The organism is Paenibacillus sp. NRS-1781 (assembly GCF_050467745.1).
Taxonomy (GTDB): domain Bacteria; phylum Bacillota; class Bacilli; order Paenibacillales; family Paenibacillaceae; genus Paenibacillus; species Paenibacillus terrae_A.
In genome coordinates, this window is record NZ_JBITPI010000032.1 from 1 (window position 1) to 24,493 (window position 24,493).

Below are 24,493 nucleotides of genomic sequence, written 5' to 3' on the forward strand. Positions count from 1 at the left end.
TGGGTAGCCTCCTACTCGATTGGACGTTCCGTCCGTTATTTTACAGTTACAATCACACGTTGGTAATGTTTTAGCTGATGCTTTCCATTGTCTTGTACCTCTGCGATGATATGAATCGTATTTCCAGACTTGGCATCTGCGGGAACTGTAAAGCTTACCGTATTTGTATCGTTGCCTTGCAGGTCAATCGTATTTAATTTCTCACCCTTGGCGACCTCTCTATGAAGTCCAAGCTGCATGTTACCCAGCAATTCAGGCTTCACTTCCGCGGGTTTTACTTTAGAATCTTCATACGTATCGGCTTCAAAATATCTCCACCATTTGTAGGTTAATTGATCGCCGTCCGGGTCTGATCCTTCTGCATGCAGTGTTATTTTCTCTCCAGGACTAGCTGCTACATCTAATCCTTCTTTAATGCTTAAAGTTGGATTATGATTGGCATCTTTATAGTCCGATGCAATCGCCCAATCTGCACGAGCTGCAAAGTCATTTTGAATATCATCAAACCATCTCATCAGCGAATATTCCGCCTCGAATTTTTTCGTATACACATCATAGTCTAACACGGTATTTCTAAACAATTTATCGTTAACCACACCGAAACGACCGCCCCAGCCACCATAGGTTGGGTTTTCCATACTCCGCAGACCGTTATCAATCAGGTAGAAGAATGATGGAGAGTCTCCTTCAGAGATAAAATCATATTTATCATATTGTGGATTTTTCTTTAAATAAGCCTCACTGCCTCTTTGTTCTTCAGCCAATTCACCGGGAATCATTTTTCCATCGCCCATCAAAGCGTACATATCGAGCAATTTGCCGTGACCATTTTGGATATTTTTGAAGTTCCAATCCCCATGTAGCTTGCTGTTGACTTCTTCCGTGTGCATTTTCCAAGCATATGCAAAATGCCAGAAGTTAGATTGATCATTGATAATTCTGATGTTCGGCCAATTTTTTGCAATGTACTTATTGTAGCTGTCATCCTGATCCAAAATGATATAAAGAACGAGCTTATCGCTCACCTTTTTTTGGATATCAGCCCATTGAGCTGTATTTTTGTATTCGTCCTCAATGGATTTTAAAGCTCTGGCCGTCGTATTTGTGCCACCCCAGGTTTGTACATATAAATCTCTTTTGTCATTATCCAGGAAAAGATTTTTAAGGAAATTAGATCCTTCTGTTTCTTTGTCCATCTCACCTTTGTATGAAATATTGCCGATCTTGGTCACGCTTTTAATATATTCAGGCTTTGGATATCCTTCGGCTTGTTTCGTTAGATTAGGGTAAATTTCTCCATAAGCATCGATCATATCCGTTACCCATTGAGTTCCAGTCCATCTGAATGGCTTTATGCCTGCTTTTTCATCACCTGCATAATGGTACACGGAACTGGTCAGTACGATACCGGACAAGTCCATTTCATTAGAATAGAGGAGGAAGCGAATAACTGAATTCATATCATCGACTTCTCCATCGGTTGTAATAACGGTTCTAGCCTTCGTCGCTTTAGCTTCTACTTTATTGTCCACTTGTTCTTTGGCTGGAGCAGCTTTTTCATCCTTTGCAACAGCAGGAGCTTTTCCGCCGCTGCAACCGCTGATGACCAACATACATATCATACCTAATAGGAAAACGTTTAACCATTTTCTTTCTCTCATTTTCTTTTCCCCTTCCTGAACGTACACATGATGTTTTTTTAGGATTAAGACTGTATATACATGGATGGTTTTATATCTAGTTTTAGGTATAAAAAAAACCTAAATACATTATGCGTCAAAAAGAAATTGAGCATACATGTATTTAGGTTTTGCCTGCATTATCAGTCACAATCCTGATTTGATATTACATCATAATCCGAGAAAATGAAAGCGATTTAGTTCACTTTGAACAAACCCGATTCTTTTACTTCGGACAGGAAGTTGTGGAATTCAGGAATATTCAGCTGTTGCTGGGCATCAGACAAAGCGACTGCCGGGTTCGGATGGACTTCCACCATGATCCCGTCAGCCCCAGCAGCAAGTGCGGCCTTGGCACAAGGAGCGAGGATGTCCTTACGTCCTGTAGAGTGGGTCACGTCGACCAGAACAGGCAGATGGCTTTCCTTTTTCAAAATCGGCACGGCGGAAATGTCCAGCGTGTTGCGAGTCCATTTCTCATACGTACGAATACCGCGTTCGATCAGCATGACTTGCGTATTGCCACGGGAAACGATGTATTCCGCGGCGTGCAGGAATTCTTCCATTGTAGCAGCAAGTCCGCGTTTGAGCAGGATCGGAGTTCTTGTTTCGCCGGCAGCCTTGAGCAGCTCGAAGTTATGCATGTTACGCGCACCAATTTGAATGATGTCGATGTATTGGATCGCTTCCTCCAAATGTCTTGGGTCGACGATTTCACTGATTGTAGCCAGTCCCAGCTCATCGCCTACACGTTTGAGAATTTGCAGACCCTCAATGCCCAGCCCTTGGAAATCATACGGAGACGTACGCGGCTTGAACGCGCCACCACGAAGAATCGGAACGCCTGCCTCTTTCAGAGCTTCCCCGACTTCACGGGTTTGCTGGTAGCTTTCCACCGAGCAGGGACCTGCAACCATAACGGAGGCTTTGCCACCAACGAGCGTGTCCTTCACCTTGATGACCGTGCTATCCGGCTGATTTTTGCGGCTGACGATCAGATGCTTTTTGTGTTCTTCTTTTTGGTAGTTCAGCGAAGCCTTGAAAATATTTTTGAACAGCTGGCGGATCGTAGCGTCGTCGAACGGTCCGCGGTTCGCGGCGATCAGCTTGTCCAGCATTTGCTGCTCGCGCACCGGATCAAAGTCAGGCACCCCTTGAGCTTCCTTTAATTGACCAAGTTGTCCAGCCAGTTCAGCACGCTGCGACAGCAGCTCCAGCAATTGCAGGTTGGTAGCATCGAGCTGTTCCCGCAGCAGCTCCAAAGAATTTTCATTTGTCGACATACATAACATCCTTTCACGAATAAAAATTGTTTTTTCTGTCAATCCATAGACCTTTTTTCAGAAAATAACACAAAAAGGCACTCGCCGCAAGGGACGAATGCCGTGGTACCACCCTAATTACAGAAGTATACATACAAGTCGTCAACGTCATTCTAGACGACAGTAGCAACCTCTGAGCTTGATGCCCGTAACGGGGGCTTCCGGAAACCTCTAATGCAGATAAGAAATGAATCTTATGCTGGTTCAAGGCTCGACTCGGGAGTGAATTTCAACGCGGGATTTCGGTACGCTCTCAGCAATACGTACCTTTCTGTGGAAATCCGGTAGACGTTTACTTATCTCCGTCCATGTCTTTGTTCATGTGATTCAAAAGAGTTGTCCTTATTTTAAACAAAGTAGGTGCAGAAGGCAAGACCTGTTTGTCAGGTTCGGTTCTCGCCCGGTTTTGAATCGGTTATAATGTGAACAGCAACGGGAATCCCTTGCCATCTAAAAGACGTTATGTACAAGGAGGAATTATGAGCAAAATCAGAGTATCGGCGGTTCAATACCATCTGCATACGATTGATTCGTTCGAGGAATTTGCCCTTCAATCGGAGCATTATATCAAAACAGCCGAGGAATTTGGTGCGGAATTTGTTCTGTTTCCCGAGTTTTTTACGACCCAGCTCATGTCGATTGGTGACCGTCAAGGCAAGGCACTGACCATTAACGACCTGCCGGATTTTACAGATCGCTATCTTGAATTATTCACTTCATTCGCCCGCCGGACGGGGATGCATATTATCGGTGGTACGCATGTGGTGCAGCGAAACGGACGTTTATATAATACGGCACACTTGTTTTACCCGGACGGACGTGTAGTCACTCAGGACAAAATTCACATCACACCCACTGAGGTGCACGAATGGAATATGGCTCCCGGCGAGGGGCTAAATGTGTTTGAGACATCCAAGGGTAAAATAGCGATGCTGACCTGCTATGATATTGAATTTCCCGAAATCGTACGCATGGCGAAGGCGAAGGGAGCAGATATCATTTTCTGTCCATCCTGTACGGATGATCGCCACGGTTTTTACCGGGTACGGTATACAAGCCACGCCAGAGCGGTTGAAAATCAGGTGTATGTAGTTTTGACAGGCACTGTAGGCGCTTTGCCTACGGTTGATTTTATGCGGGCCAACTATGGACAGGCGGCAGTCATTACACCAAATGATATTCCATTTCCGCCACGCGGCATTATGGTGGAAGGTGAGTTAAACAACGATATGATCGTCACCGCCGATCTGGATTTGCAGCTATTGTATGATGTGCGTGAGCGCGGATCAGTGACCACATGGCGTGACCGCCGTACGGATTTGTACACAGACTGGAGCTAACGAAAGGAAGGTCGTCATGTATCGCAAAGAATGGTTTGTCTTTGACGGAGATCGCCCGCTGCGGGCGGTCATCCGTAATTATTCCATAGCCGATTATGAGGGGCTGCTGCGTATTCAGCAGGAGAGCTTTCCGCCGCCCTATCCGCAGGAGCTATTGTGGAGCCGGGAGCAGATTGCCAGTCAGGTTGAGCATTTTGCAGACGGAGCGCTGTGTGTGGAAATTGAAGGGGAACTGGCGGGTTCGGTGACCAGCCTGCTGATGCATTATGATCCCGAGCATCCCCAGCATACATGGGAGGAAATTGCGGACGATGGTTATATTCGTACCCATCGTGAGGACGGTAACGCGCTGTATGTGATCGACTTGGCCGTTCGTCCCGCTTATCGTAGACTGGGGCTGGGCAAGTGGTTGATTTTCTCCTTATACCATCTTGTCATTGAGCGTGGAGTGGATCGTTTGCTGGGCGCGGGACGTATGCCCGGTTATCAGCATCATACAGACCAGTTAAGCGCAGAAGCGTATGTAGATGCAGTAGTATCCGGAGAGCTCAAGGACCCGGTGTTAACGTTCCTGCTTCGTTGCGGGCGGGTGCCTGTTGGTATCATGCCTGATTATCTGGATGATGAACAATCGCGTAATTATGCGGCCTTGATGGAATGGCGAAATCCGTTTCATACCGATCACTAAGTCACTACAACTCTACATAAAAAGGAGTATAGGGTGCCTCCGAGCAAGCCATTCATCAACTGTATGACTTGCGGAGACACCCTATTTACTTCCATATGTGTTCCCTGATCATGCCTGGTCGTTGGGTACAGGCTTTGCCGATGCGACGCCTCGCGGAATGTTTTCGACAAGATAGTGCTCGGTATCATCTGTATTGGACTTGTCCGCAGACCTGCGGTCATCCTCTTCCACAGGATTCAAGGCTTTGTAGCGTTTGTATGCCATATCTGCCTGAGACATGGGATCTTTATACATAACGGATCTCAACTCCTTTCGTCATTTTCATCCCCATCGGCACCATTCAGTAAATCCGTGCCATGTAGAAATTCCGCTGGAGCGGAAGGGTCAATGGGGCTGTCGGGGGAAAAATCATCGGCATCGGGAACGTTTTCCAGTGGAGTATCCGGTCCTTCGGTCAGGTTTTCCCAATTCTTTTCTGCATTTTGTAGGGAAGGCTCAAAATCGTTGTCATGAAGCTCATCATTTATATGATCTCGGTTTGCCATCGTACTCCAGCTCCTTTGTTCTTTTATTGCTTATTCCGACCTTACCCAAACGGCAGAACGATCAAACCTTGGGTTAGTGTGTGTGTACGAGGTTAAAATCATGCGAAATCGGGATGTTGCCATTCCCAATGAACGTTTTTTTCGGTAACTGCTATGATATGATAAGAGGACAGGAAATGATCATAATCAATAAGATTTGACAAAAAATGAGTGGAAAGAACATGATACCCTTCTTATGAAGAAGGTATGAACATCATCGTATAGAATAATATTATTCCAAGACGTTGAAAAATGATAAACAACATACATTTTTGTGAATCCTACTATGTAACTTTGAGGTGCTTAACATGAGGCTTGTGCCCAAAGCTGTCGCCGCCCTGCTGGCGGTCATTGTAATACTGTTGTCGATAGGCCTACCCACGTATGCGGCCAAAACGACCCCTGAAATGGAAACCCGGATATCCTCCTGGGATATGAGATGGGGAGTGGAAGGGGAGGATGGATCACTCGATGAGGTGCAGGACCCAAGCAAAGTTTGGATGCATATTAATGATGATTCAGCGTTGTTCAGGCAGCCCGCAAATACTGGCTCTGCCTGGATTCGCCTTCAGCTCCCAACGCTGAATGATGAAACGCCAGCGGTGCTTTTTGAAAATATTTATGGCAGACATATTACGCTGTATAAGGACGGCATCAATTTTTATGAGTCCTATCGCGGGTACAATTATGAAAATAATCGTATTCTGATCCCGCTTAAACCGGAAGACAGCGGTAAAACATTATACATATGGACGGAAAGCAGCAAGAATAGACTGGGCATTATGGGAAATGTGATGACTGGTGAATATCGTGATTTGCTGGGAACCTTGGTCAGAATGGATGTTCTGGATATCGTACTGGGCAGTACCTTTATATTTATAGCTCTGGTGCTGCTGATCTGCTCATTTTTTCTGTTCCGTCCAAGCATGGCAATGTGGCTGTCCCTCAGCGCAATCGTGCTGTCTATTGGTCTGATGATCGTGACGTATTCACCCTTCCTGTATACGTTCTATCGCAGCTACGGCAAGCTTTATTTACAGCTTTTTGATGTAGGGTTGTTTATTCTGCTACCCTCATTAGCTTACTTTTTTGAACAAAATATTAACTCGATCATACTGATTCGCAAATTTAGAAAAGTGCTGACATTTTACTCTTTATTTTGCTTTACAATGATGATTGTGAATTTAGGGGTACAGGAACGGTTAAACAATATATATTATTTTTTCAGTGTAACCATCCTGTGTGTTTTACTCGTGGCATTACTTGTATTGCTGGTATTTGCTTCGATTCGCATGGCGCTTAAGGGAGATCACGAAGCGATTATTTTATCCATAGGCTTTGCATTTTTCGCAGTCATTTCCATCGGTGAACTGACCTGGTTCTTCGTCAGGGACGGACACTACAATATGATTATGTGGAAATGGGGCGTATTCGGCTTTGTGCTGGCACTGATTGCGATTCTGGGCAGAAGACTGGCAGAGAAGCATAAGCAGGTGGTTCGGTATTCCAGAGAGCTAGAGATGTTCAATAATGAGCTCCAGCGTTCGGAGAAAATGGAGATTATTAGCGATCTGGCTGCATCTGTAGCTCATGAGGTACGCAATCCGCTTCAGGTTACTCGTGGATTTCTCCAGTTGATGAGCAAGCAGGAGGATGGAAAAAACAAAGACTATCTGCAAATCGCGCTGGAAGAGCTGGATCGTGCCTCCGGGATTATCACTGATTTTCTGACATTTGCCAAGCCTGAATTTGAGCAAACCAAAACCTTGTCCATCCTGGATGAATTTAAGCATATTGAAGGAATCATCAGTCCGATGGCTAATTTGCAAGGCGGCAAAATTTCTTTGGATATTCCCCAGGAAATCAAAGTGCGCGGGAATTCCTCCAAGTTCAAGCAGGCGTTCATCAACATTATTAAAAACAGCATTGAAGCCTTGCGAGATCAGGGTCATATTCATATATGGGCCTATGTGGAAAACGGAGAAGCTGTTATTCATATTCGGGATAATGGCGAAGGAATGGACGCGCAGACCTTGTCCAGACTGGGTGAGCCTTACTTTTCCAATAAGACCAAAGGCACAGGATTAGGTATGATGGTGACCTTTCGGATTATTGAAACGATGAACGGCAAAATTTCTTTTACAAGTGCAAAAGGGGTGGGAACAGAAGCGACCATCCGCTTCCCTGTAGCCGGATAATATCCGGCTTTTTGTGCTAGGGAAAATGGAAGGAAGCTTGCCGAACCCACCCGCATGGTGTGACGATTATAAAACCAGTAAGCCTACAAAAACAAATTTACCACATGGAGCGTGGTTTTTGAGATGAAGCGAGCACACCTGAAGGGTCTGGAGGGATGACCAGATAAAATTGATCGGGTGTTTCCTCTAATGTTTTGATTTGGATGTGATCGGGGATAACGACTCCTAACACATCACGGATTGCAGACTTGGGATCTGTCATCAGTTTTTCTCTAAAACTGGCATCCTCCCACGCTTTTTGAATGACCTGTGTTTGAAGAACTTCAGTAGCCACCAAAAATCACCCTCTCATTCAATTGGTTATATTTACCTAGTCAGTATACCACGAAAGACTCGTAAAAATCTAGCATTGTTTCATATTTTTGGAGAGCCAGAAATCCAGTCCGCCTCTTCGCAAATGTGAACGTCCGGCTTCAATTTCTGCCGCCTCTTCACCCAGCTCTTCTGCGATAGAACGTGTGAACATACGCAGTCCAGGGATGTCAGGCTCCAGATTTTCCAACTGCTGGACCGCTTGATCGGCAATACTCACGTAACTGGCAAGCGCCCCGCGTACATAAATCGCCTCCCGAATCTGCTCTGGTCCCAGTCCTTCGCGATAAGCCGTCTTCTGCTCGGCGCTGATGTGGGACAATAGGCAGTTGTAGCTATTTTCCTCCACGTCCTCCGCCCAGTCCGCCCAGTCATCCGACATTTGAAGTACAACCAGCGCTGTATCTGTCATGTCTGTAATGGCCTGGATCAGATCGGCCCGCCCAGCGAGCAGCAAAGCGCCCGTGCCAGCCATTTTTAACGGACTGGCTTTCAGCGCCACCTGATGTCGTTCCCCCTGAAAAAAGTCCTTTGCACCCTCAGATGTCACACTAACGGCCCATTCACCGATATACGTTCGGGCATACGTCCAAAAAGGAGAGGACGCCGGAAAAAGGTCCCGGTATATGTCCAAGCATTCGGTATAGAACAATTGGCTTAAAGCGAGTTGCGTTTTGCGGTTGTCTGCCGCTGTGTCCATCACATCGTCCTGAATCAAATAATGAGCCATGACGAACACGTTGCCGAGTGACAGCTTACGGCAAATTTCGGGAGCCAGCCCGGTGAGTTCCTGCAGCCAGAACGGAAGCAAGTAGCATATGTAGTTGCGCGTGCTGTCTTCCCTTAACGGATTAAAACGGGCCAGATAGTCCAAGCCCTGACTCTGAAATGGAGCAGGAAACGCGGCTGTCCGTTCTTCCGCTTGACGGAAAACAATTTCCAATTCATCTTTGTATGCAAAATACCATTCCATCGCTATCACCTGCATCTCTTATAGATAATTTTATAGCGATATCTAGTTGTTACCCGCCATTATAAAACAGATTGCAATTTTCAACATTTTGTTATTTTTACATTAAGAAATTTACGAGCATCTGTAGAGTGAATAAAAAAAGCAGAAAGAGAAAATATAGTAGAAAAAGGACGAAAGAAGGGTCTGCATCATGAAAAACCAATGGAAATTGACCACTGCTATTCTATATGGAGGGGTGATGATGTATGGGACTGCGGGGGCAGCCGGAGCTTCCGGTACTGAACCGGGCAACCCATTGCAAGCTCCTGCTCCCAACGCATCAAGCCAAGGACATGTTCATAGACATGGACACGGACATGGTAAAGGGCCAGGCGGCTGGAATTACCATCTGAACGAGAAAATCGCCAAGCTTCTGGGTATCACTCCTGCCCGGTTGGAGAATGAGCTGGGACAAGGCAAATCGTTGGCCGATATTGCTAAAAGCAAAGGGATCAAAGAGGAACAGCTCATTGACAAGCTGAAAAATGAAATGACCGTCGATCTGAAACGACTCGTGAACCGTAAAGGCCCGATTACATTCGACCGTAAGTCCGTGGCTCCACATGAAGCCCAATTGAAGCGGGAGCCAGGGACCCCCTCAACCTCGGTGAATGAAAACTAAGTTAAAATTCCCCTCTCCGTCAGAGTAAGGCAGCGGTTATGACTGCCCTCAGCAGATGATATCCTCCACATATCCGCCATGCTCCATCCAAAATTTATCTGTAAAATCCTTGAGGAAAGCAACAAAATTTCGATTTGATCGTCTATGTATATAGATATCATTTTAGGAAAGGCTTGGAACAAATTGTGGCACTAAATATCTGTAGGTCAATACTTTTTTTAAAGGAGCTATTCCAATGAAGAATTTTAGAGCAAAATATGCTACTGCTTTCCTGTCGAGCATAGTGCTTGTGGGCAGCTTAAGTGGTATTTCTATGGCTAATGCAGGAACCCAAAATCCATCAGTATATCAGTCGATAGCAAAATTTAAAAAGAGCGAGAGCCAAGGCCAAGTGATTTGGAAAGAAAAGAATATTACGGTAACGGCGAAAAAAACAGAGCTAAAAAATGTACCAGGCTCTGAAAAAAGCGTTATTACATCCATAACGATCCAAAAAGGGGAAAAGGTCTACACAATCAAAACAGATGGTTTTGATGATAAGCTGCGTGATATATCGAGTATTTCAGTATCACCTTCAAATGATTGGCTCGCTATACAAACACGACGTAGCGCAGGGGAGACGGTGCTGCTAATAGATATGAAAAATGGAAAGCATATAATATTAAATGACCATTTAAGCGCTGCTGGCAAGAAAAATATTGAAACAATAAATTCCTATAATTGGTCACCAAAAGCAGATCAACTGGCTTTCTCATACGGAGATCCTGCCAGAAGCTCCATAGCCATTTACGATTCCCCCAAAGGTACGTTTACTTTTTTACCTAGAGAAACAGATTACATTAGTACAAGTTTGATTTTATGGAATAAAAATGGGGATCAATTGAACTATATAAGTGAACATCCATCCGATCAAAAAAGACTGTATACGTACTCTATGATCACTAAAAAAGTGAAGACTGTTAAAAAAATAAGTGAAAAAGAATTTCAACAATGGTTAAAGCTTGATAAATACCAAGTAAATTGACAAGCAAGAAGGGCGGGATTTGCTCCCGCCCTGTTTTTTTAAACCTCGGAAATTGTAATTTTTCCGGAACTTCCGTTTGCCTCCAAGATTTGAATCAGTGCCTGCTGATTACTATTCGAGAGTCGGATACAGCCATAGGTTGGGCGTAATGGATACCAAGTGGCAGAAGAGCTTGGAGCAGGATCTCCACCATGGATCATAATCTCATCCCGACCGTTCTGTGCAGCAATTAAGAAATTCCCACTGACTGCTTCATTTAGCCATACACGTTTGTAGGGACCGTAAGAATACTCCGAAGAACCCTTAGCATAAACTTTACATTTGGCTACACCAGTAGGAATATCTGCATTTTTACGCTTCCAGTTGGTATGGTCGCCACCGTTCGCTTCATCATTTGACCCGCGACCCAAAGCTTCGACAGGACCAAATACCAGTGTACCGTTGTCGTTGTATACTTTCAGAATACCTTTATAATCCCGATTAGCCGGAAAATTAGCAAGAATGTGAAAACCCATTGTTAGACGCCTCCAATTGTTTTATTGAGAGTGAATTTGATGGAGTAGCAAACACCAGAACGGCTCCACATTCTTTTGTGGTGTTTGTATCAATTTCGCTCTTCACTTAGATAGGCAATTTGGCGTCGATAAATACAACGAGTCATTCGTATTTTTTTAAGTTTTCTAAAAAATTACTTGCACGGTTCATATCACCCTTAAAATGTGGATAATGCTGAGCGATGCCTATAACAGCTTTTTAAGCTGTGAAATACGGCCTTGTGACACGCCAAGCCATTTGGCATAGTCGCCTTGCTTGGCTGTAGGATGCTCTCTCATGAGTCCTCGTAGTTGTGCAGCCAATTCTTTTGAAGACGACCGATTTGCTCTTTTTTCTTTGTACGGTTTCTTAACAACAGGAACAGGTATTGGACTCACACCTATGTTACCTTTCAGGTCGTGTATACATTTCTTACATAAAAATGAACCTCTGAAATAGGTTAAAGACTCAACCGCATTGCACAAGTTGCAGGCGACTCCAACATACTTGCGCATACTCAAAAATCCAGTTTCAACATCTACATAAAATTCTAAAGGATCGCCAACATCAATACCCATAATGGTTCGCATTTCCTTAGGAACAACAATCCGGCCTAACGTATCCAAGGGACGTGTCATACCTGTATTTTTCAAGTGATCTTCTCCTTTTATTTTCTTAACTGTCACCTGTCTGATCAAACAATATTTGGTATGAGCTGACTTACACGGGCTTTGGATGACTCTTGAGCACATATCTACAGCTTGTACATATAAGAGAACCCTTAAAGTAACTTAATTCTTCGGTAGATTGACAAAACTTACAAGACTGACCAATGTATTTTTTTAGGGATAGGATACCTTTTTCTTCATCTGTGAAAAATTCTATAGCATCATTTGCGCAAATATCACAGGTTATGAGTATTTCTTTGGGAATTACGAGTCTACCAAAAGCTTCTAAATTCCTTGTCATTTTTACAGCCATCATCCAATACTCTCCTATTAAAAAGATAAAAAGCAATAAAATAATAGTATTTATTTTTGTGCCAAAAGATGGTATTGTCATGGATAGACAAAATGATAGATTTTACTATACATTCCCAAACTATAATTTTTTTTGAAATTGGAATCCTATGAAAAAGCTGAAAGGGTGGTTTATCCATGGAAATCACACCTACGATACGAGCAGAAATTCAAACCTATCTAAAACGAAAAGGCTTAACTATGACCGAGTTTGGTCGCATTATTGATTTAAATGTAGGTACAGTTAGTAGCATTGTGACGGGCAATCGTTCTATTTCTGTTCACCAATTGGATTGCATTACTGCGGGCATGAATTTACCACTGGATTATTTTTACGAACGTTACATTGAAGAGTGTATTGAAGAATCTCCACTCAACTGGAAAAAGATCTGTCCCTTCCTATACCGATGCATTGAGCTAGGGCGACTGGACTGCTTGCAGCGAGTTGTAGTTCTGTTGTTGGATAACCCTACTTATCCGCCGTCGCTCTTTGATGTTGCAGAAAATGTGTACAAAGACGGCTACAATGAAGCAGCGGCATACCTGTACAAGAAGGTGGCTGAAAGTGAGAAGCACCAGCATTCAGAGCGATTGGCGATCTGCCAGTATCGCCTGTTCCAAATCAATATCGGGCATGATAGAACTGTCAATCTTCAAGCTGCCACCGAATTTGCCCCTTTTGTTGATCGCTTGGACGAGATAGAGCAATTAGATGCTTTAAAAGATTTAGCAAACGTGTACAGATCATTAAGCCTGTGGGACAAGGTTCAAGAATTTGCACACCGAATGGGTCGAATGGGACAGCTCCAATATAATTGGGCTCACAACTCCAAGCGAAAAGGGACAAAGCCACGAAAAAAGCTAAGTAGGCCGCTGTTTGTATACATAGCTTACGCAGAACTTCTGTGTGCTACTGCTTGCGATGCAAAAGGAGATCATGAACAGGCACTAGAACACATTCGTCGTTATACCGATCTAAGTTGGGTGAAGGAGAAGGACTCTGATACGCTTTATTGGCTAGGTAAATTCCAGCAATGGTCAAAAATTAATACCTGCGTTAATAAGCTTATGTCTGGAGATATTAGCGTGCTTCCGGATTACGTCGCCTATATATCAGGAGAACAACATATTTTTGCTGAACTGTTAAACGTTATAGAAGTAGCTAATCGGCACAACATCGACATTGACCATATTCTTCATCACTTTGAACCCAAAATTGCAGCGTATACAAATCAACCACATATAAATACACTGACAGAGCAACAAGTTATACTCGAAGAAACTGTACGATTCTGGTATAAGTTAGCTAAATACAATCTATTTAAAGGAAGATACCTTTATGGGTTTAAATGCTTAATAGACGCATTGAAAAAAGCTGGTATAATTAACCATGTATTACTTGTTTCTAATTGTGCAGGCTTATTTTTACGTTTCAATGAGTATGCCGATCCTAATACGCAGGCACAATTTCATTCTGCTTATGAGGAGGTGTGGGAGAAAAATGATCAAGAAGATGGCTTTAGTTTTGGCAACAACTAGCTTTTTACTGGTATTTGCACTACCAGTTCTAACTGGAATTCCAAGCTCTAGTACAATCCAAACTAATGGACATATTGGCACAGCTTAATCAATTTTCACCAATAGACCAGCTTATTGCTGGTCTTTTTCTGGATTATTTTGTAATTTCTTGGCTCAAAAAAAGATATGAAGTATTTGTTCATTACCTCCTAAAATGAGATTCACTAGGAGGTATGCAGGATGAACAGGGATGAAACGTTAACGTTAATTCAACAGATGGAATACGCCAGACAACACTTGCATGATCTTTACGAAGAGTATGGCTTCGGACACGCTTGTGTACTTGAGCAGTCTATGCTTTTGGATGAACTGATTAATCAGTACAACCGTATGTTTCACCAGAAATCTACCTCACTATGGTTAGATCCAAAACATTGACAACGACGATGCTATATTCAGTCCATCCCCCCATTCCTTTTATTGAAAACAGTGACTTCTCCCACATAACGTTTTTCATTATTCTATATAATGACTAATTTAAAAATAAAATACATGTACATACACATGTAATAATATGTTATTGAATTGGGGAGATACACACTTTGTATAGCGATGGGTACGATTGTCCAAATTCCTATTGAAAAATGACAACAAATTTATAATGTAAAATAAGACATATAATTGTAGAAAGTATAGCTGCTAAATGATATTGCTGTACTTTTGGAAATTCTTTATTAGTCATATAGCATAATTGGAGCTTATACATACTGGGAGTTGATTAATAAAGACCATTCCTGTCTTGGAAAGAGGTGGTCACTTATTATTCATTCCATTTAATTAGAGTGAGTTGAAATCAGTTTAGGTACAACACAATTTCATGAGAGAGAAGGCTAGGAATATGAGAAGGATTAAAAAAGCTTCATTATTATCTGTTATGTCTTTAGCCGTTGCCATTCCATTAACTGCTTCTGCCGCAGCTACGACCGATCTAGCCCCAGCTACATCAGACTCAGTACAAGTGACTCAGTCTGCAAATGAATCAACAGCTGTGAATACGCCAAAAACGGGAGATCATGTTATTACTCCTCAGGAAACCAAATCGGTGGTCAATAGAACTCTTCGTAATACAGAGCTTACAGAGGATTTTGAAATTCCTTCAAGATATGGATATGTTAAGGTGTGGATACGTAATGACGGCAACCAACCAATTAAGTTTTCCGTAAATCAAGGTTCACCATCAGGTACGCAGAAGCTTTCTGGAACTGTAAAACCTGGCCAGACTTATAGTGAAGTTAGCTCGAATGCTTGGTCTACCGGTAAGTTTTATGTAAGCCTTACCTCAGGTAATGATTACATGTCTGGTGAACTCGCAGTTCGTATAGGTACTTCACGGGGAGAATTGTAATTATTTCATAGTTGTATTGAAGATGGATCAGGTCGGCCAAGTGTCGGCCTTTTTTAGTGTTATAGCATCTCTTTTTCTATGAGCCAAGCTCCTGCGTGCCTTTGGAAGTGCGCTTGGAGGAAAGCGGCTGAAACCGAAACGGCCAGGTCAAGCGCTGTTTGCCTTTGGAGCCGACTATCCAGTTGCCTCCCGGCAGATGGGCGAACAGCCAGCTGATGCCGAGAGAAACACTTGCCACGACGACAAACGTAAGCAGTGTCGCCGTAAAATGATGATCGCCCAGTGAAAGCGGGCGGGTGAAGTAGGATATGAAGGCCAGCACGAGTGCATGAGCCAGATATCCCCCGAAGGAATAACGTCCGATCCAGTTCAGCATGCGGCGGAACGGCTCGGAGCGCTGGTCTTTTTGCAAATGGAGCAGTAATCCGTATAACAAAAGCAACTGTGAGACAATCAGCACAAAGGTACTTGGCTTGAGATAGGTGGAAATATTCAGATTCATCGTATCGCCCGACTGGATCAGCATCGTGTGACCCATGAGCATGAACAGACCAATAAAGACAAATACATTCCACGGCAACGTCTGCTTAGCTAGTCCCCGCCACGTGTCCGTCATATAGGCACATACCGCGCCCAGCATAAAATAGAAAAAGTACATGACAAAGTTGTAGGTGCGGTAATCCAGCAGAGTCTGCCAAAGGGAAGGTAATCTGGTGCCCCACGCAGTCATGTCATAGTAGGACCATTGCAGGAGCAGAGCATAGGCCGCCGCTGCTGTCAGCATTACAATCAGAACGAGCTGTTTGCGTTTTTTGGTGCTGTAGCGACGGAGGAATGTTTGCACATGCCCGGCTGCTTTTGCAAATAAGGGAAACAAAATATAAAACTGAAAAATCATCACCACAAACCATAGATGATATCCGCTGACAGGTATAATCATTTCCTCGAACATGCCCTTGTAAAAATAAATATTTCCCCACTGCGCCGTTGACCAGTTCTGGTTACATACCCAATACACGACCGTCCAGCAGAGAAATGGAACATAAATATCCCGAAACCGCCTGCCCATGTAACGAGGATAGCTAATGGGTTTATTGCCATTATAAAAAAGCAGCGCCGCAGACAGGAAAACGAACGTCGGTGTGCCAAAGCGTGTCAAATGATACAGCATCGCGAGCATAACGGAATCCGGCTGCTGGATATCGCTGCGGTAAATATATTCACCAATGCAATGCTGAAGCACGACAGCGAGGTAGGCAAGACCCCGCAGTTCTGTCCACTCCGCGATACGCGGCTTGCTCATCCCTATCACTCCTTTTCCCAAAGAAATCGTATAGCTTCTCCATAACACAATTTAGGTATTGTAACGCAGAAATATTAGTGCAGGATTAACACTACCTGAAAGTTGGAGGAGTGGAAGTAGTTCCCATTTGATATGATTGCGTTTACAATCTAAGTAAATTCACAACTTTGGGATGGGTACAGAAAGGGGGGAGGAAGGATGAAAAAAACACTGCTGGTATATATTTTGCTGATTGCGGCCTTTGCTTTGTATGTGTTCAGGTACGAACAATCCGGGCCGTTGAACGGAACCTGGGAGGAAAAAGGGCTACGCGGCAGCATTGGAGAAACGTATATCATGATTACGTTCCAGTCCGGTTTGGAGTATTGGAAAAGCGGGCTTAAGGGCTTTGAGGATGCCGGGGATGCGATGGGTGTGACCGTCGAGTATCGGGGGGCTACCCGTTATGATGCGCAGGAGCAGACGACCGTGATCGAGCAGGCGATTGCCCGGAAGCCCGCAGGGATTGCGATTTCCGCGATTGATCCACACTCGCTGATCCCGGCGATTAATAAGGCACTGGACGCGGGCATCCCTGTGGTGCTGTTCGATGCAGGGGCGCCGGGCAGCCGGGCGTATTCTTTTTTGGGGACGGACAATTACAAGGCGGGTGTGACTGCTGCGGACAAAATGGCAGAGCTGCTGGGACGGGAAGGCGAAGTCGCTGTTCTGACGTTACCCGGTCAGCAAAATCATGAGGAGCGTTCCCGTGGCTTTCGTGACACCATTCAGCGACAATATCCTGCCATGAAGGTGGTGGAAGTGGCAGATGGACGCGGTGACGCGATGGTATCCCGGGATGAGTCGCTGCGGCTGATGAAGGCGTATCCGAAGCTGGCGGGGATTTTTGTGACTGAGGCGACGGGAGGAACAGGTGTCGGTGAGGCGGTATTGAGCCAACAGAGCCGTCGTCCGCTGAAAATTATTTCTTTTGATACGAATAAAGCGACTCTGGATATGATCCGTGGAGGGACGATCTCGGCAACCATTGCTCAGGGAACGTGGAATATGGGCTATTGGTCGCTTCAATATCTGTTCCATCTGCATCATCATTTGACGATTCCCGCTCCTTCCTCCTCCGGTGACAACGCCCCGCTGCCCGTACGGGTGGACACAGGAATATCCGTCGTCACACGGGCGAATGTAGATGATTATTATGCAAAATGATAATCAGCGGAGATGGAAGCGTATACGCGCATGGTTGGATCAAAGGATGCAGCGTTTGCGCTTGCGCAATATGCCTTTGCGGTATCAGCTTATGCTGTTATTCCTGTTATTTGGCATCGTACCGTCACTGGGATTGGGCCTGCTGGTCAACTGGACGGTGGAACGAATTATTGAGCGGCAGGTGGAAAACCATACAATGCAGCTCATTGGCAAGGTAAATGAGGCATTGGATACCAAAATGGAAAATTTGCAGAACATGACGTATTTGATTGGCTTTAACCCGGATATCGGGGAGTTCTGGCAAGGACGGACGCTGGCTGACGGTCACACGGGTACAGTAGCGCAGTCGGTTGTGCAGGACAAACAACAGGGGGAACGGGCACAGGATACGCTGTATGGGATGAAGCAATTTTTGCAGGGCTTTACCACGTTATATCCCGAGATTGCGGGTATTCTGATCGTGAACGAACACGGCGACTATATGAGTAACGAAATGTATGCTCGAAGCACGCGCAGCCTGACCCAAGAAGACTGGTATAAACAGGCGGTGCAGCATGCAGGTATTTTTACTGTACTGGGACAGCCGAGCCATCGTAATGTGACGACTCATGTTCAGTACAAGGATAGCGAAATCGTGTCTGTCGTCCGGTCGGTGACGGATTCGCAGACTGGACGTGTGCTGGGCGTGATTATGATTGATCTCAAGCTACGGGCCGTGTCGCAGGCTGCCAGAGATGTAACTCTAGGCAAAACAGGATATTTAATGGTGACAGATGCCAAGGGACGTAGCGTGTATATGCCGGATATGCCGCTGATCAAGCGTATTCCCCCGGAATGGTTTGGGGCTGGTGACAACGGGATGTTTACTCGTGAAGCTGGAGGAAGGGAATTGCTGTTCATGTTCCGGGCTTCCGAGTTTACGGGCTGGAGAACGGTGGGTGTATTTCCGGCGCGGGAATCAACACTGGAGGTACGACAAATTCAATTTTACGTCGTTTCCTTTGTCTTCATTGTATGTCTGTTCGGATTGACGGCATCCTTAAGGCTGTCGCGTTCGATTGCACAGCCGATTTTCCGGCTGATGTCCTATATGCGGACAGCAGAGACGGGGGACCTTACGGTTCGCCAATGGAGTGACCGCGGGGATGAAATCGGGATGCTCGGCAGGAGCTTCAACCGGATGCTGGCGAAAATTCGCCGTTTGATGTCGCTTAGCGAGCTAAGGGAGCGCCAGAAGCGGGATGCCGAGCTGCGTAGCCTACAGGAGCATATTAAGCCTCATTTTTTGTACAATACTTTAGATACGATTCATTGGATGGCTCGTAAAAACGGGGCAGATGACGTATCCGACATGGTGGGGGCGCTATCCAGATTGTTTCGTCTCGGGTTGAGTAAGGGGGATGACTTTATTCCGCTACGCAGCGAAATGGAGCATATATCAAGCTATATGCAAATTCAGCAAACCCGGTATCGTGACAGACTTCGCTGGGAATTAAGCGTACCCGAGGAATTAGGGGAGCTGTTCGTGTTGAAGCTCATGCTTCAGCCTGTGGTGGAAAACGCCATTTATCATGGCATTAAGGCCAGACGCGGACCCGGCACGATTGGGGTAGAGGCGCGGATTGAGGGAGATAAGCTGCTGCTGACGGTACGTGATAATGGTGCAGGGATGACGGTGGAACGGCTGCGGGAGCTGCGGCATTTGCTGGAAGCACCGCTGGACTCGATGGATGGACAACAGAAGCCAAGTGGAGCCAGTGTGAATGCGAACGGCAGGAGCTATGGCATGCTGAATGTACAGGCGCGTATACGGCTATCTTTTGGTGAGGAATATGGAATTGTATTGGACAGTGAAGAGGGGGCAGGCACCTGCGTTACGATCATTCATCCGTTGCTGCGGGATATGACACAATGGACGAAGCCTCATGATAAAGGAGCGGATCAGGATGATGAAATCACACACCATCGGCACCTGGACAACGACGAGTCTGACGGACAAGACCCTAACGGAAGTGACGATGATGACGGCAAAACGTTACCAGGTACTGATCGCAGATGATGAGCCGATCATTCGTGAGGGCATACGAGATTGCGTAGACTGGACGGCTCTCGGCATGGAGGTTGCGGGTGAGGCGGAGGATGGCGAAGAAGCGCTGGAGCTGGCGGTACAGCTTGGCATCGACATTTTGCTGGTTGATATGAATATGCCGTTCATGGACGGCATTGAGCTGATCCGACGGCTGCGGGAAGAACGCCCGGAATGTCGTTGTCTGATCATTTCCGGTCATGATGAATTTGCGTATGCGCAGGAGGCTGTCCGACTTGGCGTGGAGGATTATATATTGAAGCCGGTCGATGCGGAGCAGCTTCACGCTGCGTTGTCGCGGCTCGGCGGGCGGCTGGACGAAGAGCGTAAGCGTGCCGCCTATGTAGAACAGGCCGCCGGGCAGATTGAGCGGAATATTCCGCTGCTGCGCCAGCGCTTTTGCCTGGAATGGCTGGAAGGGCAGAACACGGGAAAGGACGTGATGGAGCAACTGGCGTTTTTACGTCTTCCATCCCGTTCACCCGTTCAGATCGGCGTGGTGCGGTGGCCTGCGGCAGAGGCTCGGCAAACGATTATGCGCGAGAATGATCGCCAGCTGTTTCTTTTTGCCGCTGAAAATATCATTGGCGAGCTGCTGGAGGGCCTGCCGCATGTGTTGTTCCGCGATGCAAACGGGCTGATCGGCATGTGCTTGTGGCAGGAGGCACCCGAAGCCATCGGCGCAACGATGGAGCAGGCTATTGGTCGCTACCTTAACATAGCGGTTCATACGCATGTGGAACGAAATGCCGGGGGCTTGGCAGGTGCGGTTGATGCGTTTCAAGCCTGTCGTGATCGTGTGTACGGCGAATCGCAGCTGTCTCCACTCGTACGCCGGGCACGACAGCTTATTCAGGAAGGCTTTGCAGACCGGGGGCTGACACTGGAATCCCTCGCCTCGCGTTTACAGGTATCTGCCGTGTATCTCAGCCGTGTGCTCAAAAAAGAGCTAAACGACAGCTTCGTGACCCTCGTCACGCGCGCCCGTATCCGCAAGGCGGTGCAACTGCTGGATTCTACCACGCTGTCTATCTATGATATAGCAGAACGTACGGGATACGACAGTCAGCACTATTTTAGCACCGCTTTTAAAAAGACCATGGGTGTTTCCCCTGTTCAGTATCGCAAAGGCGGTGGAATGGCTGTGATCGCGTCGGATCAGGAGTGAGCTGAAAAATGTGTGTGTAATCACACCTGTGCGCTTAGGGGTCTGTTACGCTGTGGATAACGAACAAATACCTATCCATATTTGGAGGAAAACGATATGTTTTGTTATCAGTGTGAACAGACGCCGAGTGGCGGATGTACCGTAGTTGGAGTGTGCGGCAAGAATGAAACGATAGCGAGCTTGCAGGATACGATGATTTTTGCGTTAAAAGGCATTGCGGCCTATGCGACACATGCTCGTCAGTTGGGCTATAGCGATCCAGAGGTGGATCGTATTACGCACGAAGCGTTATATATGACCTTAACCAATTCCAACTTTAATGTACAAGAGCATTTGGACATGGCGATGAAGGTCGGAAATGCAGCCGTACGGATTATGGATGTGCTGGATCATGCGCATACGGATCGTTTTGGCATACCACAGCCGATTACTGTCAGCCAGAATAAAATTGAAGGCCAATGTATCGTCGTGACCGGACATAATCTGTATGCGCTGGAGGAATTGCTGCGGCAGACCGAAGGTAAGGGCATCAACATCTATACCCACTCGGAAATGCTGCCTGCCCACGGTTATCCGGCGTTGAAGAAATATGCACATCTGAAAGGCAATATCGGCAAAGCCTGGTACGATCAGCGCAGACTGTTCGAGGAATTTCCGGGCGCGATTCTCGCCACGACGAACTGCGTCATGCCGATTAAAGGCACGTATGCAGATCGGTTTTTCTCTTATGAAGTAGCCGGGCTGGAGGGCGTCGCCAAGATTACGGACGACGACTTTGCACCGTTGATCGAGCGCGCGCTGGCACTGCCACCCGCAGATGTAGAATCTGAGCAGGTGCTTACGACGGGATATCATCACGAGACGGTTATCGGACTCGCTCCCGAGATTATTCAGGCGGTTAAAGACGGACATATTCGCCGCTTTTTCGTTATTGCTGGCTGTGACGCACCAGGCAAAGGCGGCAACTATTACCGAGAGCTGGCCACTTCCCTGCCGAACGACACCGTTATTTTAACCACGTCCTGTGGGAAATTCCGCTTTAATGACGTGGACTATGGCACCGTGGGGGACACGGGAATTCCGCGTTATATGGATCTGGGGCAATGCAACAATTCCGGTTCTACGGTGAAAATCGCTCTGGCGTTAGCGGATGCTTTTGGATGTACGGTGAATGAGCTGCCTGTCAGCATTGTGTTGTCCTGGTTTGAGCAAAAAGCTGTTGCCATCCTGCTAGGCTTGTTCAGCCTTGGCATTCAGGATATCCGCATCGGGCCGAAGCCGCCCGAATTTATTTCTTCTGGCGTGCTGGATGTGCTGGTAGAGCTGTTTGGCTTAAAGCTGATTACTACGGCAGAGGAAGATATGCAAGCAATGCTGGCGTTGTCGTAGAGGGCGAAAAATGGTTGCAACTCCAACAGAAGTCGTGTTATTGCCCGGCTTCTTTTATTTGCATATTTTTGTGGTAAGTCATAAAATGACATGATTATCGGATGTTCAACAATTTATTACATTAATTTCGTGGAACATATTGGTACTAATGGACTATTTCATCATGTGGATAATAATGGTTAAATGAGTATGTGTTGAATACAAGGTGTTCACACAGAAAAATTAAAGGAGATTGAAAAAAAATGAAAAAGAGAATTATTGCAGGTATGCTGGCAAGTAGTATGTTGGTACCCACAATGGCTTTTGCAGATGAGGCTATAAATATAAATAATAGTTCTTCTAACAACTTATCAAGTGGATTAATGGACAGTGTTTATAACAAAGATGAGATTGCTAAAAGGCTCAACAACGCGATTATAGAGCTGAATGAAGCAAAGAAGTCAAATGAAGGAGCTCTTCGTTTTGATCAAGAATTATTGACTGATGAGTATGCAGCTAAAATCAAGAATTATAGCGATGAAGATTTGAAACAATACCTTTCTCAATTTTTTGTAGATAAATCTGCAATTGAAACCAAGCTGGTCAATATCAAAACGATACCTGAGAATGACAGCATCATAAAACCAAATTACAAGACATACAATAAGAGGGAAGCTGAAGTATGGACCGGTGTCCCATCGTTAGGTTGGTGTTATGTGCATATTCAGTACAACATTTTAATCGGGGACTCAAGTGATGGAAGAAAGTACGATGGCTTATTTATGAGAGGGAAAGTGCTTACCAGTTGGCAAACGGGCATAGCTGTCGCAAACAACTGGAAACATCTTGATGGAGATGTTAGGGCTCTCGGGAATAGCGCTGATATCACAGCCAGAGGCTTATTAACATGGGGGATTAAAGGTACACCACTCAGTTATTCTCAGGACATTACAGTATTATTTGAGGACAGCATACACAATTATTAATAAACCTTTACGGCAGGTGATTCATGAATTTTCTCAAAACCAAAAAGTATTGGATTTTAGCATTTCTAATTATGATGGCCTCATTCATATACCCTTCGACATATGAACCTCAAGGATCGAGTAGCCCCGAATCAGGAAGCCCTTTCAACGAGTATAGTTATGGGTTGCTGTTTCCCTTTCTGACTTTACGTACAGCTCAGGTTGTAACAGGTAGTCAAAATGTATTTAGAATGGGTATAGAGGCCGAAAACTACTTCTTTGGTATGGGTGACTTTCTGGGTTCTTTTGTATTCTGCTTTGTACTTTCATACTTAATTATAAAGCTGTATAACAAAATCTTTAAATGAGCATTATTCTCGATCATTTTATGTAAACTTTTTCAAAGAATCCCCCCTCCTTGGGGGGATTTCGTGTACCTGGAGTAAGTAATCACCGATCTGACACCCAGTGAATGCGAACGTAGCTACTTATGGGTTAATGCTCATCAATTCTTGCAAATATGTCCGTAAGAATCTTCAATGCCAGCTCAGTATCTTTGGATTCACGCGTTCTTAGCAGAGTCAAAATGGTTTTTATACTCGAATCTTCTTCGGCAAGCTCATCATTTTCCTTTACATATGTAAGCAACTGATAAACGCCCACGTTCAATGCCTTCGCTATTTTCTCCAGATTTTTCAAAGATATATTTCTCTCTGCGCGTTCAATAAAACCGATATAGCTCGAATTGAAGCCTGCTTTTTCGGCTAAAGCTTCTTGGGAAAGCCCTTTGGACTTCCGAATATCCCGAATGCGTGTGCCGACTAAATCTAAAAGTTCAGACATGATTACACCTCTCTATAGTAAGGATTTCACAAAATTCGATTCCAGTCGCTCCAAAGTGCAATATATAGACGAACCAGACCCTTTCAATCTATATATTATTTATTGGAAGTCGCTTATTGGATTTTTGCAAAATCTTCTAGTTAGAAGTGTAGAGAAAGAGTTACTTCTAATTAATAACTGTTAATAAGTAAATTGAATTAAAAACTACTATATAGTAACACGTCTGTTGATTAACCA

General features: G+C 45.3%; 24 protein-coding genes and 1 other annotated feature. Of the genes, 14 read left to right on the forward strand and 10 right to left on the reverse strand.

From position 1 onward, the window contains the following. Positions 1–35: 35 nt before the first annotated feature. A complete protein-coding gene (locus ACIFO6_RS12030; RefSeq protein ID WP_430040887.1) occupies positions 36–1,661 on the reverse strand; it encodes a nucleoside hydrolase-like domain-containing protein in 1,626 nt (541 codons plus the stop codon). Positions 1,662–1,876: 215 nt separating this feature from the next. Then, on the reverse strand, positions 1,877–2,962 hold the full coding sequence (locus tag ACIFO6_RS12035; protein ID WP_430040888.1) for a bifunctional 3-deoxy-7-phosphoheptulonate synthase/chorismate mutase: 1,086 nt from the start codon (positions 2,960–2,962) through the stop codon (positions 1,877–1,879). Between the two features lie 86 nt (positions 2,963–3,048). Beyond that, positions 3,049–3,319 (reverse strand) — a binding site (T-box leader). A gap of 161 nt (positions 3,320–3,480) precedes the next feature. Here ACIFO6_RS12035 and ACIFO6_RS12040 point away from each other — a divergent pair. Then, complete coding sequence (locus ACIFO6_RS12040) at positions 3,481–4,341, forward strand: carbon-nitrogen hydrolase family protein (RefSeq protein ID WP_430040889.1); 861 nt, start codon at positions 3,481–3,483, stop codon at positions 4,339–4,341. 16 nt (positions 4,342–4,357) lie between these two features. Beyond that, entirely contained in the window at positions 4,358–5,029 is a 672-nt protein-coding gene (locus ACIFO6_RS12045) for a GNAT family N-acetyltransferase (protein WP_430040890.1), read from the forward strand. Between the two features lie 108 nt (positions 5,030–5,137). Here the strand turns inward: ACIFO6_RS12045 and ACIFO6_RS12050 are convergent, their stop codons facing one another. Together ACIFO6_RS12050 and ACIFO6_RS12055 are read right to left on the reverse strand one after the other, a co-directional pair. Continuing rightward, positions 5,138–5,323, reverse strand: coding sequence for a hypothetical protein (locus tag ACIFO6_RS12050; protein ID WP_430040891.1), 186 nt, complete (start codon positions 5,321–5,323; stop codon positions 5,138–5,140). 8 nt (positions 5,324–5,331) lie between these two features. Then, positions 5,332–5,574: a hypothetical protein gene (locus tag ACIFO6_RS12055; protein ID WP_430040892.1), complete on the reverse strand. Its 243-nt coding sequence runs from the start codon at positions 5,572–5,574 to the stop codon at positions 5,332–5,334. Positions 5,575–5,921: 347 nt separating this feature from the next. Between ACIFO6_RS12055 and ACIFO6_RS12060 the strand changes: the two genes are divergently transcribed. Further along, positions 5,922–7,811: an ATP-binding protein gene (locus ACIFO6_RS12060; RefSeq protein WP_430040893.1), complete on the forward strand. Its 1,890-nt coding sequence runs from the start codon at positions 5,922–5,924 to the stop codon at positions 7,809–7,811. A 97-nt stretch (positions 7,812–7,908) separates the two neighbouring features. Here the strand turns inward: ACIFO6_RS12060 and ACIFO6_RS12065 are convergent, their stop codons facing one another. Beyond that, on the reverse strand, positions 7,909–8,145 hold the full coding sequence (locus ACIFO6_RS12065; protein WP_014280157.1) for an NHLP leader peptide family RiPP precursor: 237 nt from the start codon (positions 8,143–8,145) through the stop codon (positions 7,909–7,911). 69 nt (positions 8,146–8,214) lie between these two features. After that, positions 8,215–9,156, reverse strand: a complete 942-nt coding sequence (locus tag ACIFO6_RS12070; RefSeq protein ID WP_430040894.1) for a hypothetical protein — start codon at positions 9,154–9,156, stop codon at positions 8,215–8,217. 190 nt (positions 9,157–9,346) lie between these two features. On the opposite strand from ACIFO6_RS12070, the gene ACIFO6_RS12075 reads away from it, so the two are divergent. Continuing rightward, on the forward strand, positions 9,347–9,817 hold the full coding sequence (locus ACIFO6_RS12075) for a hypothetical protein (RefSeq protein WP_430040895.1): 471 nt from the start codon (positions 9,347–9,349) through the stop codon (positions 9,815–9,817). Between the two features lie 235 nt (positions 9,818–10,052). Then, positions 10,053–10,841 carry a hypothetical protein gene (locus tag ACIFO6_RS12080; protein WP_430040896.1) on the forward strand — a complete coding sequence of 263 codons (789 nt, stop codon included), beginning with the start codon at positions 10,053–10,055 and terminating at the stop codon, positions 10,839–10,841. 38 nt (positions 10,842–10,879) lie between these two features. On the opposite strand, the gene ACIFO6_RS12085 is transcribed toward ACIFO6_RS12080, so the two are convergent. Next, positions 10,880–11,356, reverse strand: a complete 477-nt coding sequence (locus ACIFO6_RS12085) for a L,D-transpeptidase (protein ID WP_430040897.1) — start codon at positions 11,354–11,356, stop codon at positions 10,880–10,882. A gap of 225 nt (positions 11,357–11,581) precedes the next feature. Next, positions 11,582–12,028: an AbrB/MazE/SpoVT family DNA-binding domain-containing protein gene (locus tag ACIFO6_RS12090; RefSeq protein WP_430040898.1), complete on the reverse strand. Its 447-nt coding sequence runs from the start codon at positions 12,026–12,028 to the stop codon at positions 11,582–11,584. Between the two features lie 218 nt (positions 12,029–12,246). Here ACIFO6_RS12090 and ACIFO6_RS12095 point away from each other — a divergent pair, with 218 nt between their 5' ends. The 4 genes from ACIFO6_RS12095 to ACIFO6_RS12110 all read left to right on the forward strand — a co-directional run bounded on the left by ACIFO6_RS12095 (position 12,247) and on the right by ACIFO6_RS12110 (position 15,317). Further along, on the forward strand, positions 12,247–12,492 hold the full coding sequence (locus ACIFO6_RS12095; RefSeq protein WP_430040899.1) for a hypothetical protein: 246 nt from the start codon (positions 12,247–12,249) through the stop codon (positions 12,490–12,492). A gap of 40 nt (positions 12,493–12,532) precedes the next feature. Further along, positions 12,533–13,933, forward strand: coding sequence for a helix-turn-helix domain-containing protein (locus ACIFO6_RS12100; RefSeq protein ID WP_430040900.1), 1,401 nt, complete (start codon positions 12,533–12,535; stop codon positions 13,931–13,933). A 219-nt stretch (positions 13,934–14,152) separates the two neighbouring features. Beyond that, positions 14,153–14,350 carry a Spo0E family sporulation regulatory protein-aspartic acid phosphatase gene (locus ACIFO6_RS12105; protein WP_430040901.1) on the forward strand — a complete coding sequence of 66 codons (198 nt, stop codon included), beginning with the start codon at positions 14,153–14,155 and terminating at the stop codon, positions 14,348–14,350. Between the two features lie 460 nt (positions 14,351–14,810). After that, positions 14,811–15,317 carry a hypothetical protein gene (locus ACIFO6_RS12110; protein ID WP_430040902.1) on the forward strand — a complete coding sequence of 169 codons (507 nt, stop codon included), beginning with the start codon at positions 14,811–14,813 and terminating at the stop codon, positions 15,315–15,317. 76 nt (positions 15,318–15,393) lie between these two features. Here the strand turns inward: ACIFO6_RS12110 and ACIFO6_RS12115 are convergent, their stop codons facing one another. Continuing rightward, the gene (locus tag ACIFO6_RS12115) at positions 15,394–16,620 is read right to left on the reverse strand and encodes an acyltransferase (RefSeq protein WP_430040903.1); all 1,227 of its coding nucleotides are present in this window, start codon (positions 16,618–16,620) and stop codon (positions 15,394–15,396) included. A gap of 198 nt (positions 16,621–16,818) precedes the next feature. Here ACIFO6_RS12115 and ACIFO6_RS12120 point away from each other — a divergent pair, with 198 nt between their 5' ends. The 5 genes from ACIFO6_RS12120 to ACIFO6_RS12140 all read left to right on the forward strand — a co-directional run bounded on the left by ACIFO6_RS12120 (position 16,819) and on the right by ACIFO6_RS12140 (position 23,434). Next, entirely contained in the window at positions 16,819–17,826 is a 1,008-nt protein-coding gene (locus ACIFO6_RS12120) for a substrate-binding domain-containing protein (RefSeq protein ID WP_430040904.1), read from the forward strand. After that, a complete protein-coding gene (locus ACIFO6_RS12125) occupies positions 17,807–19,885 on the forward strand; it encodes a cache domain-containing sensor histidine kinase (RefSeq protein ID WP_430040905.1) in 2,079 nt (692 codons plus the stop codon). The genes ACIFO6_RS12120 and ACIFO6_RS12125 overlap by 20 nt, the downstream gene beginning before the upstream one ends. Then, entirely contained in the window at positions 19,845–21,080 is a 1,236-nt protein-coding gene (locus ACIFO6_RS12130; protein ID WP_430040909.1) for a response regulator, read from the forward strand. Before ACIFO6_RS12125 ends, ACIFO6_RS12130 begins: the two co-directional genes overlap by 41 nt. Positions 21,081–21,176: 96 nt before the next feature. After that, positions 21,177–22,469: a hydroxylamine reductase gene (gene hcp, locus ACIFO6_RS12135; RefSeq protein ID WP_430040906.1), complete on the forward strand. Its 1,293-nt coding sequence runs from the start codon at positions 21,177–21,179 to the stop codon at positions 22,467–22,469. Positions 22,470–22,711: 242 nt separating this feature from the next. Further along, a complete protein-coding gene (locus tag ACIFO6_RS12140) occupies positions 22,712–23,434 on the forward strand; it encodes a hypothetical protein (protein WP_430040907.1) in 723 nt (240 codons plus the stop codon). A gap of 474 nt (positions 23,435–23,908) precedes the next feature. Here the strand turns inward: ACIFO6_RS12140 and ACIFO6_RS12145 are convergent, their stop codons facing one another. Continuing rightward, the gene (locus ACIFO6_RS12145; protein ID WP_430040908.1) at positions 23,909–24,256 is read right to left on the reverse strand and encodes a helix-turn-helix domain-containing protein; all 348 of its coding nucleotides are present in this window, start codon (positions 24,254–24,256) and stop codon (positions 23,909–23,911) included. Positions 24,257–24,493 lie beyond the last annotated feature (237 nt).

Bases quoted from the DNA above. Each gene is read 5' to 3' on its own strand.
- ACIFO6_RS12040 (WP_430040889.1), top strand. From the start codon at position 3,481: ATGAGCAAAATCAGAGTATCGGCGGTTCAATACCATCTGCATACGATT.
- ACIFO6_RS12105 (WP_430040901.1), top strand. From the start codon at position 14,153: ATGAACAGGGATGAAACGTTAACGTTAATTCAACAGATGGAATACGCC.
- ACIFO6_RS12140 (WP_430040907.1), top strand. From the start codon at position 22,712: ATGAAAAAGAGAATTATTGCAGGTATGCTGGCAAGTAGTATGTTGGTA.
- ACIFO6_RS12125 (WP_430040905.1), top strand. From the start codon at position 17,807: ATGATTATTATGCAAAATGATAATCAGCGGAGATGGAAGCGTATACGC.
- ACIFO6_RS12115 (WP_430040903.1), bottom strand. From the start codon at position 16,620: ATGAGCAAGCCGCGTATCGCGGAGTGGACAGAACTGCGGGGTCTTGCC.
- ACIFO6_RS12045 (WP_430040890.1), top strand. From the start codon at position 4,358: ATGTATCGCAAAGAATGGTTTGTCTTTGACGGAGATCGCCCGCTGCGG.
- ACIFO6_RS12055 (WP_430040892.1), bottom strand. From the start codon at position 5,574: ATGGCAAACCGAGATCATATAAATGATGAGCTTCATGACAACGATTTT.
- hcp (WP_430040906.1), top strand. From the start codon at position 21,177: ATGTTTTGTTATCAGTGTGAACAGACGCCGAGTGGCGGATGTACCGTA.
- ACIFO6_RS12075 (WP_430040895.1), top strand. From the start codon at position 9,347: ATGAAAAACCAATGGAAATTGACCACTGCTATTCTATATGGAGGGGTG.
- ACIFO6_RS12120 (WP_430040904.1), top strand. From the start codon at position 16,819: ATGAAAAAAACACTGCTGGTATATATTTTGCTGATTGCGGCCTTTGCT.
- ACIFO6_RS12050 (WP_430040891.1), bottom strand. From the start codon at position 5,323: ATGTATAAAGATCCCATGTCTCAGGCAGATATGGCATACAAACGCTAC.
- ACIFO6_RS12145 (WP_430040908.1), bottom strand. From the start codon at position 24,256: ATGTCTGAACTTTTAGATTTAGTCGGCACACGCATTCGGGATATTCGG.
- ACIFO6_RS12130 (WP_430040909.1), top strand. From the start codon at position 19,845: ATGATGACGGCAAAACGTTACCAGGTACTGATCGCAGATGATGAGCCG.
- ACIFO6_RS12100 (WP_430040900.1), top strand. From the start codon at position 12,533: ATGGAAATCACACCTACGATACGAGCAGAAATTCAAACCTATCTAAAA.
- ACIFO6_RS12085 (WP_430040897.1), bottom strand. From the start codon at position 11,356: ATGGGTTTTCACATTCTTGCTAATTTTCCGGCTAATCGGGATTATAAA.
- ACIFO6_RS12060 (WP_430040893.1), top strand. From the start codon at position 5,922: ATGAGGCTTGTGCCCAAAGCTGTCGCCGCCCTGCTGGCGGTCATTGTA.
- ACIFO6_RS12030 (WP_430040887.1), bottom strand. From the start codon at position 1,661: ATGAGAGAAAGAAAATGGTTAAACGTTTTCCTATTAGGTATGATATGT.
- ACIFO6_RS12080 (WP_430040896.1), top strand. From the start codon at position 10,053: ATGAAGAATTTTAGAGCAAAATATGCTACTGCTTTCCTGTCGAGCATA.
- ACIFO6_RS12070 (WP_430040894.1), bottom strand. From the start codon at position 9,156: ATGGAATGGTATTTTGCATACAAAGATGAATTGGAAATTGTTTTCCGT.
- ACIFO6_RS12110 (WP_430040902.1), top strand. From the start codon at position 14,811: ATGAGAAGGATTAAAAAAGCTTCATTATTATCTGTTATGTCTTTAGCC.
- ACIFO6_RS12035 (WP_430040888.1), bottom strand. From the start codon at position 2,962: ATGTCGACAAATGAAAATTCTTTGGAGCTGCTGCGGGAACAGCTCGAT.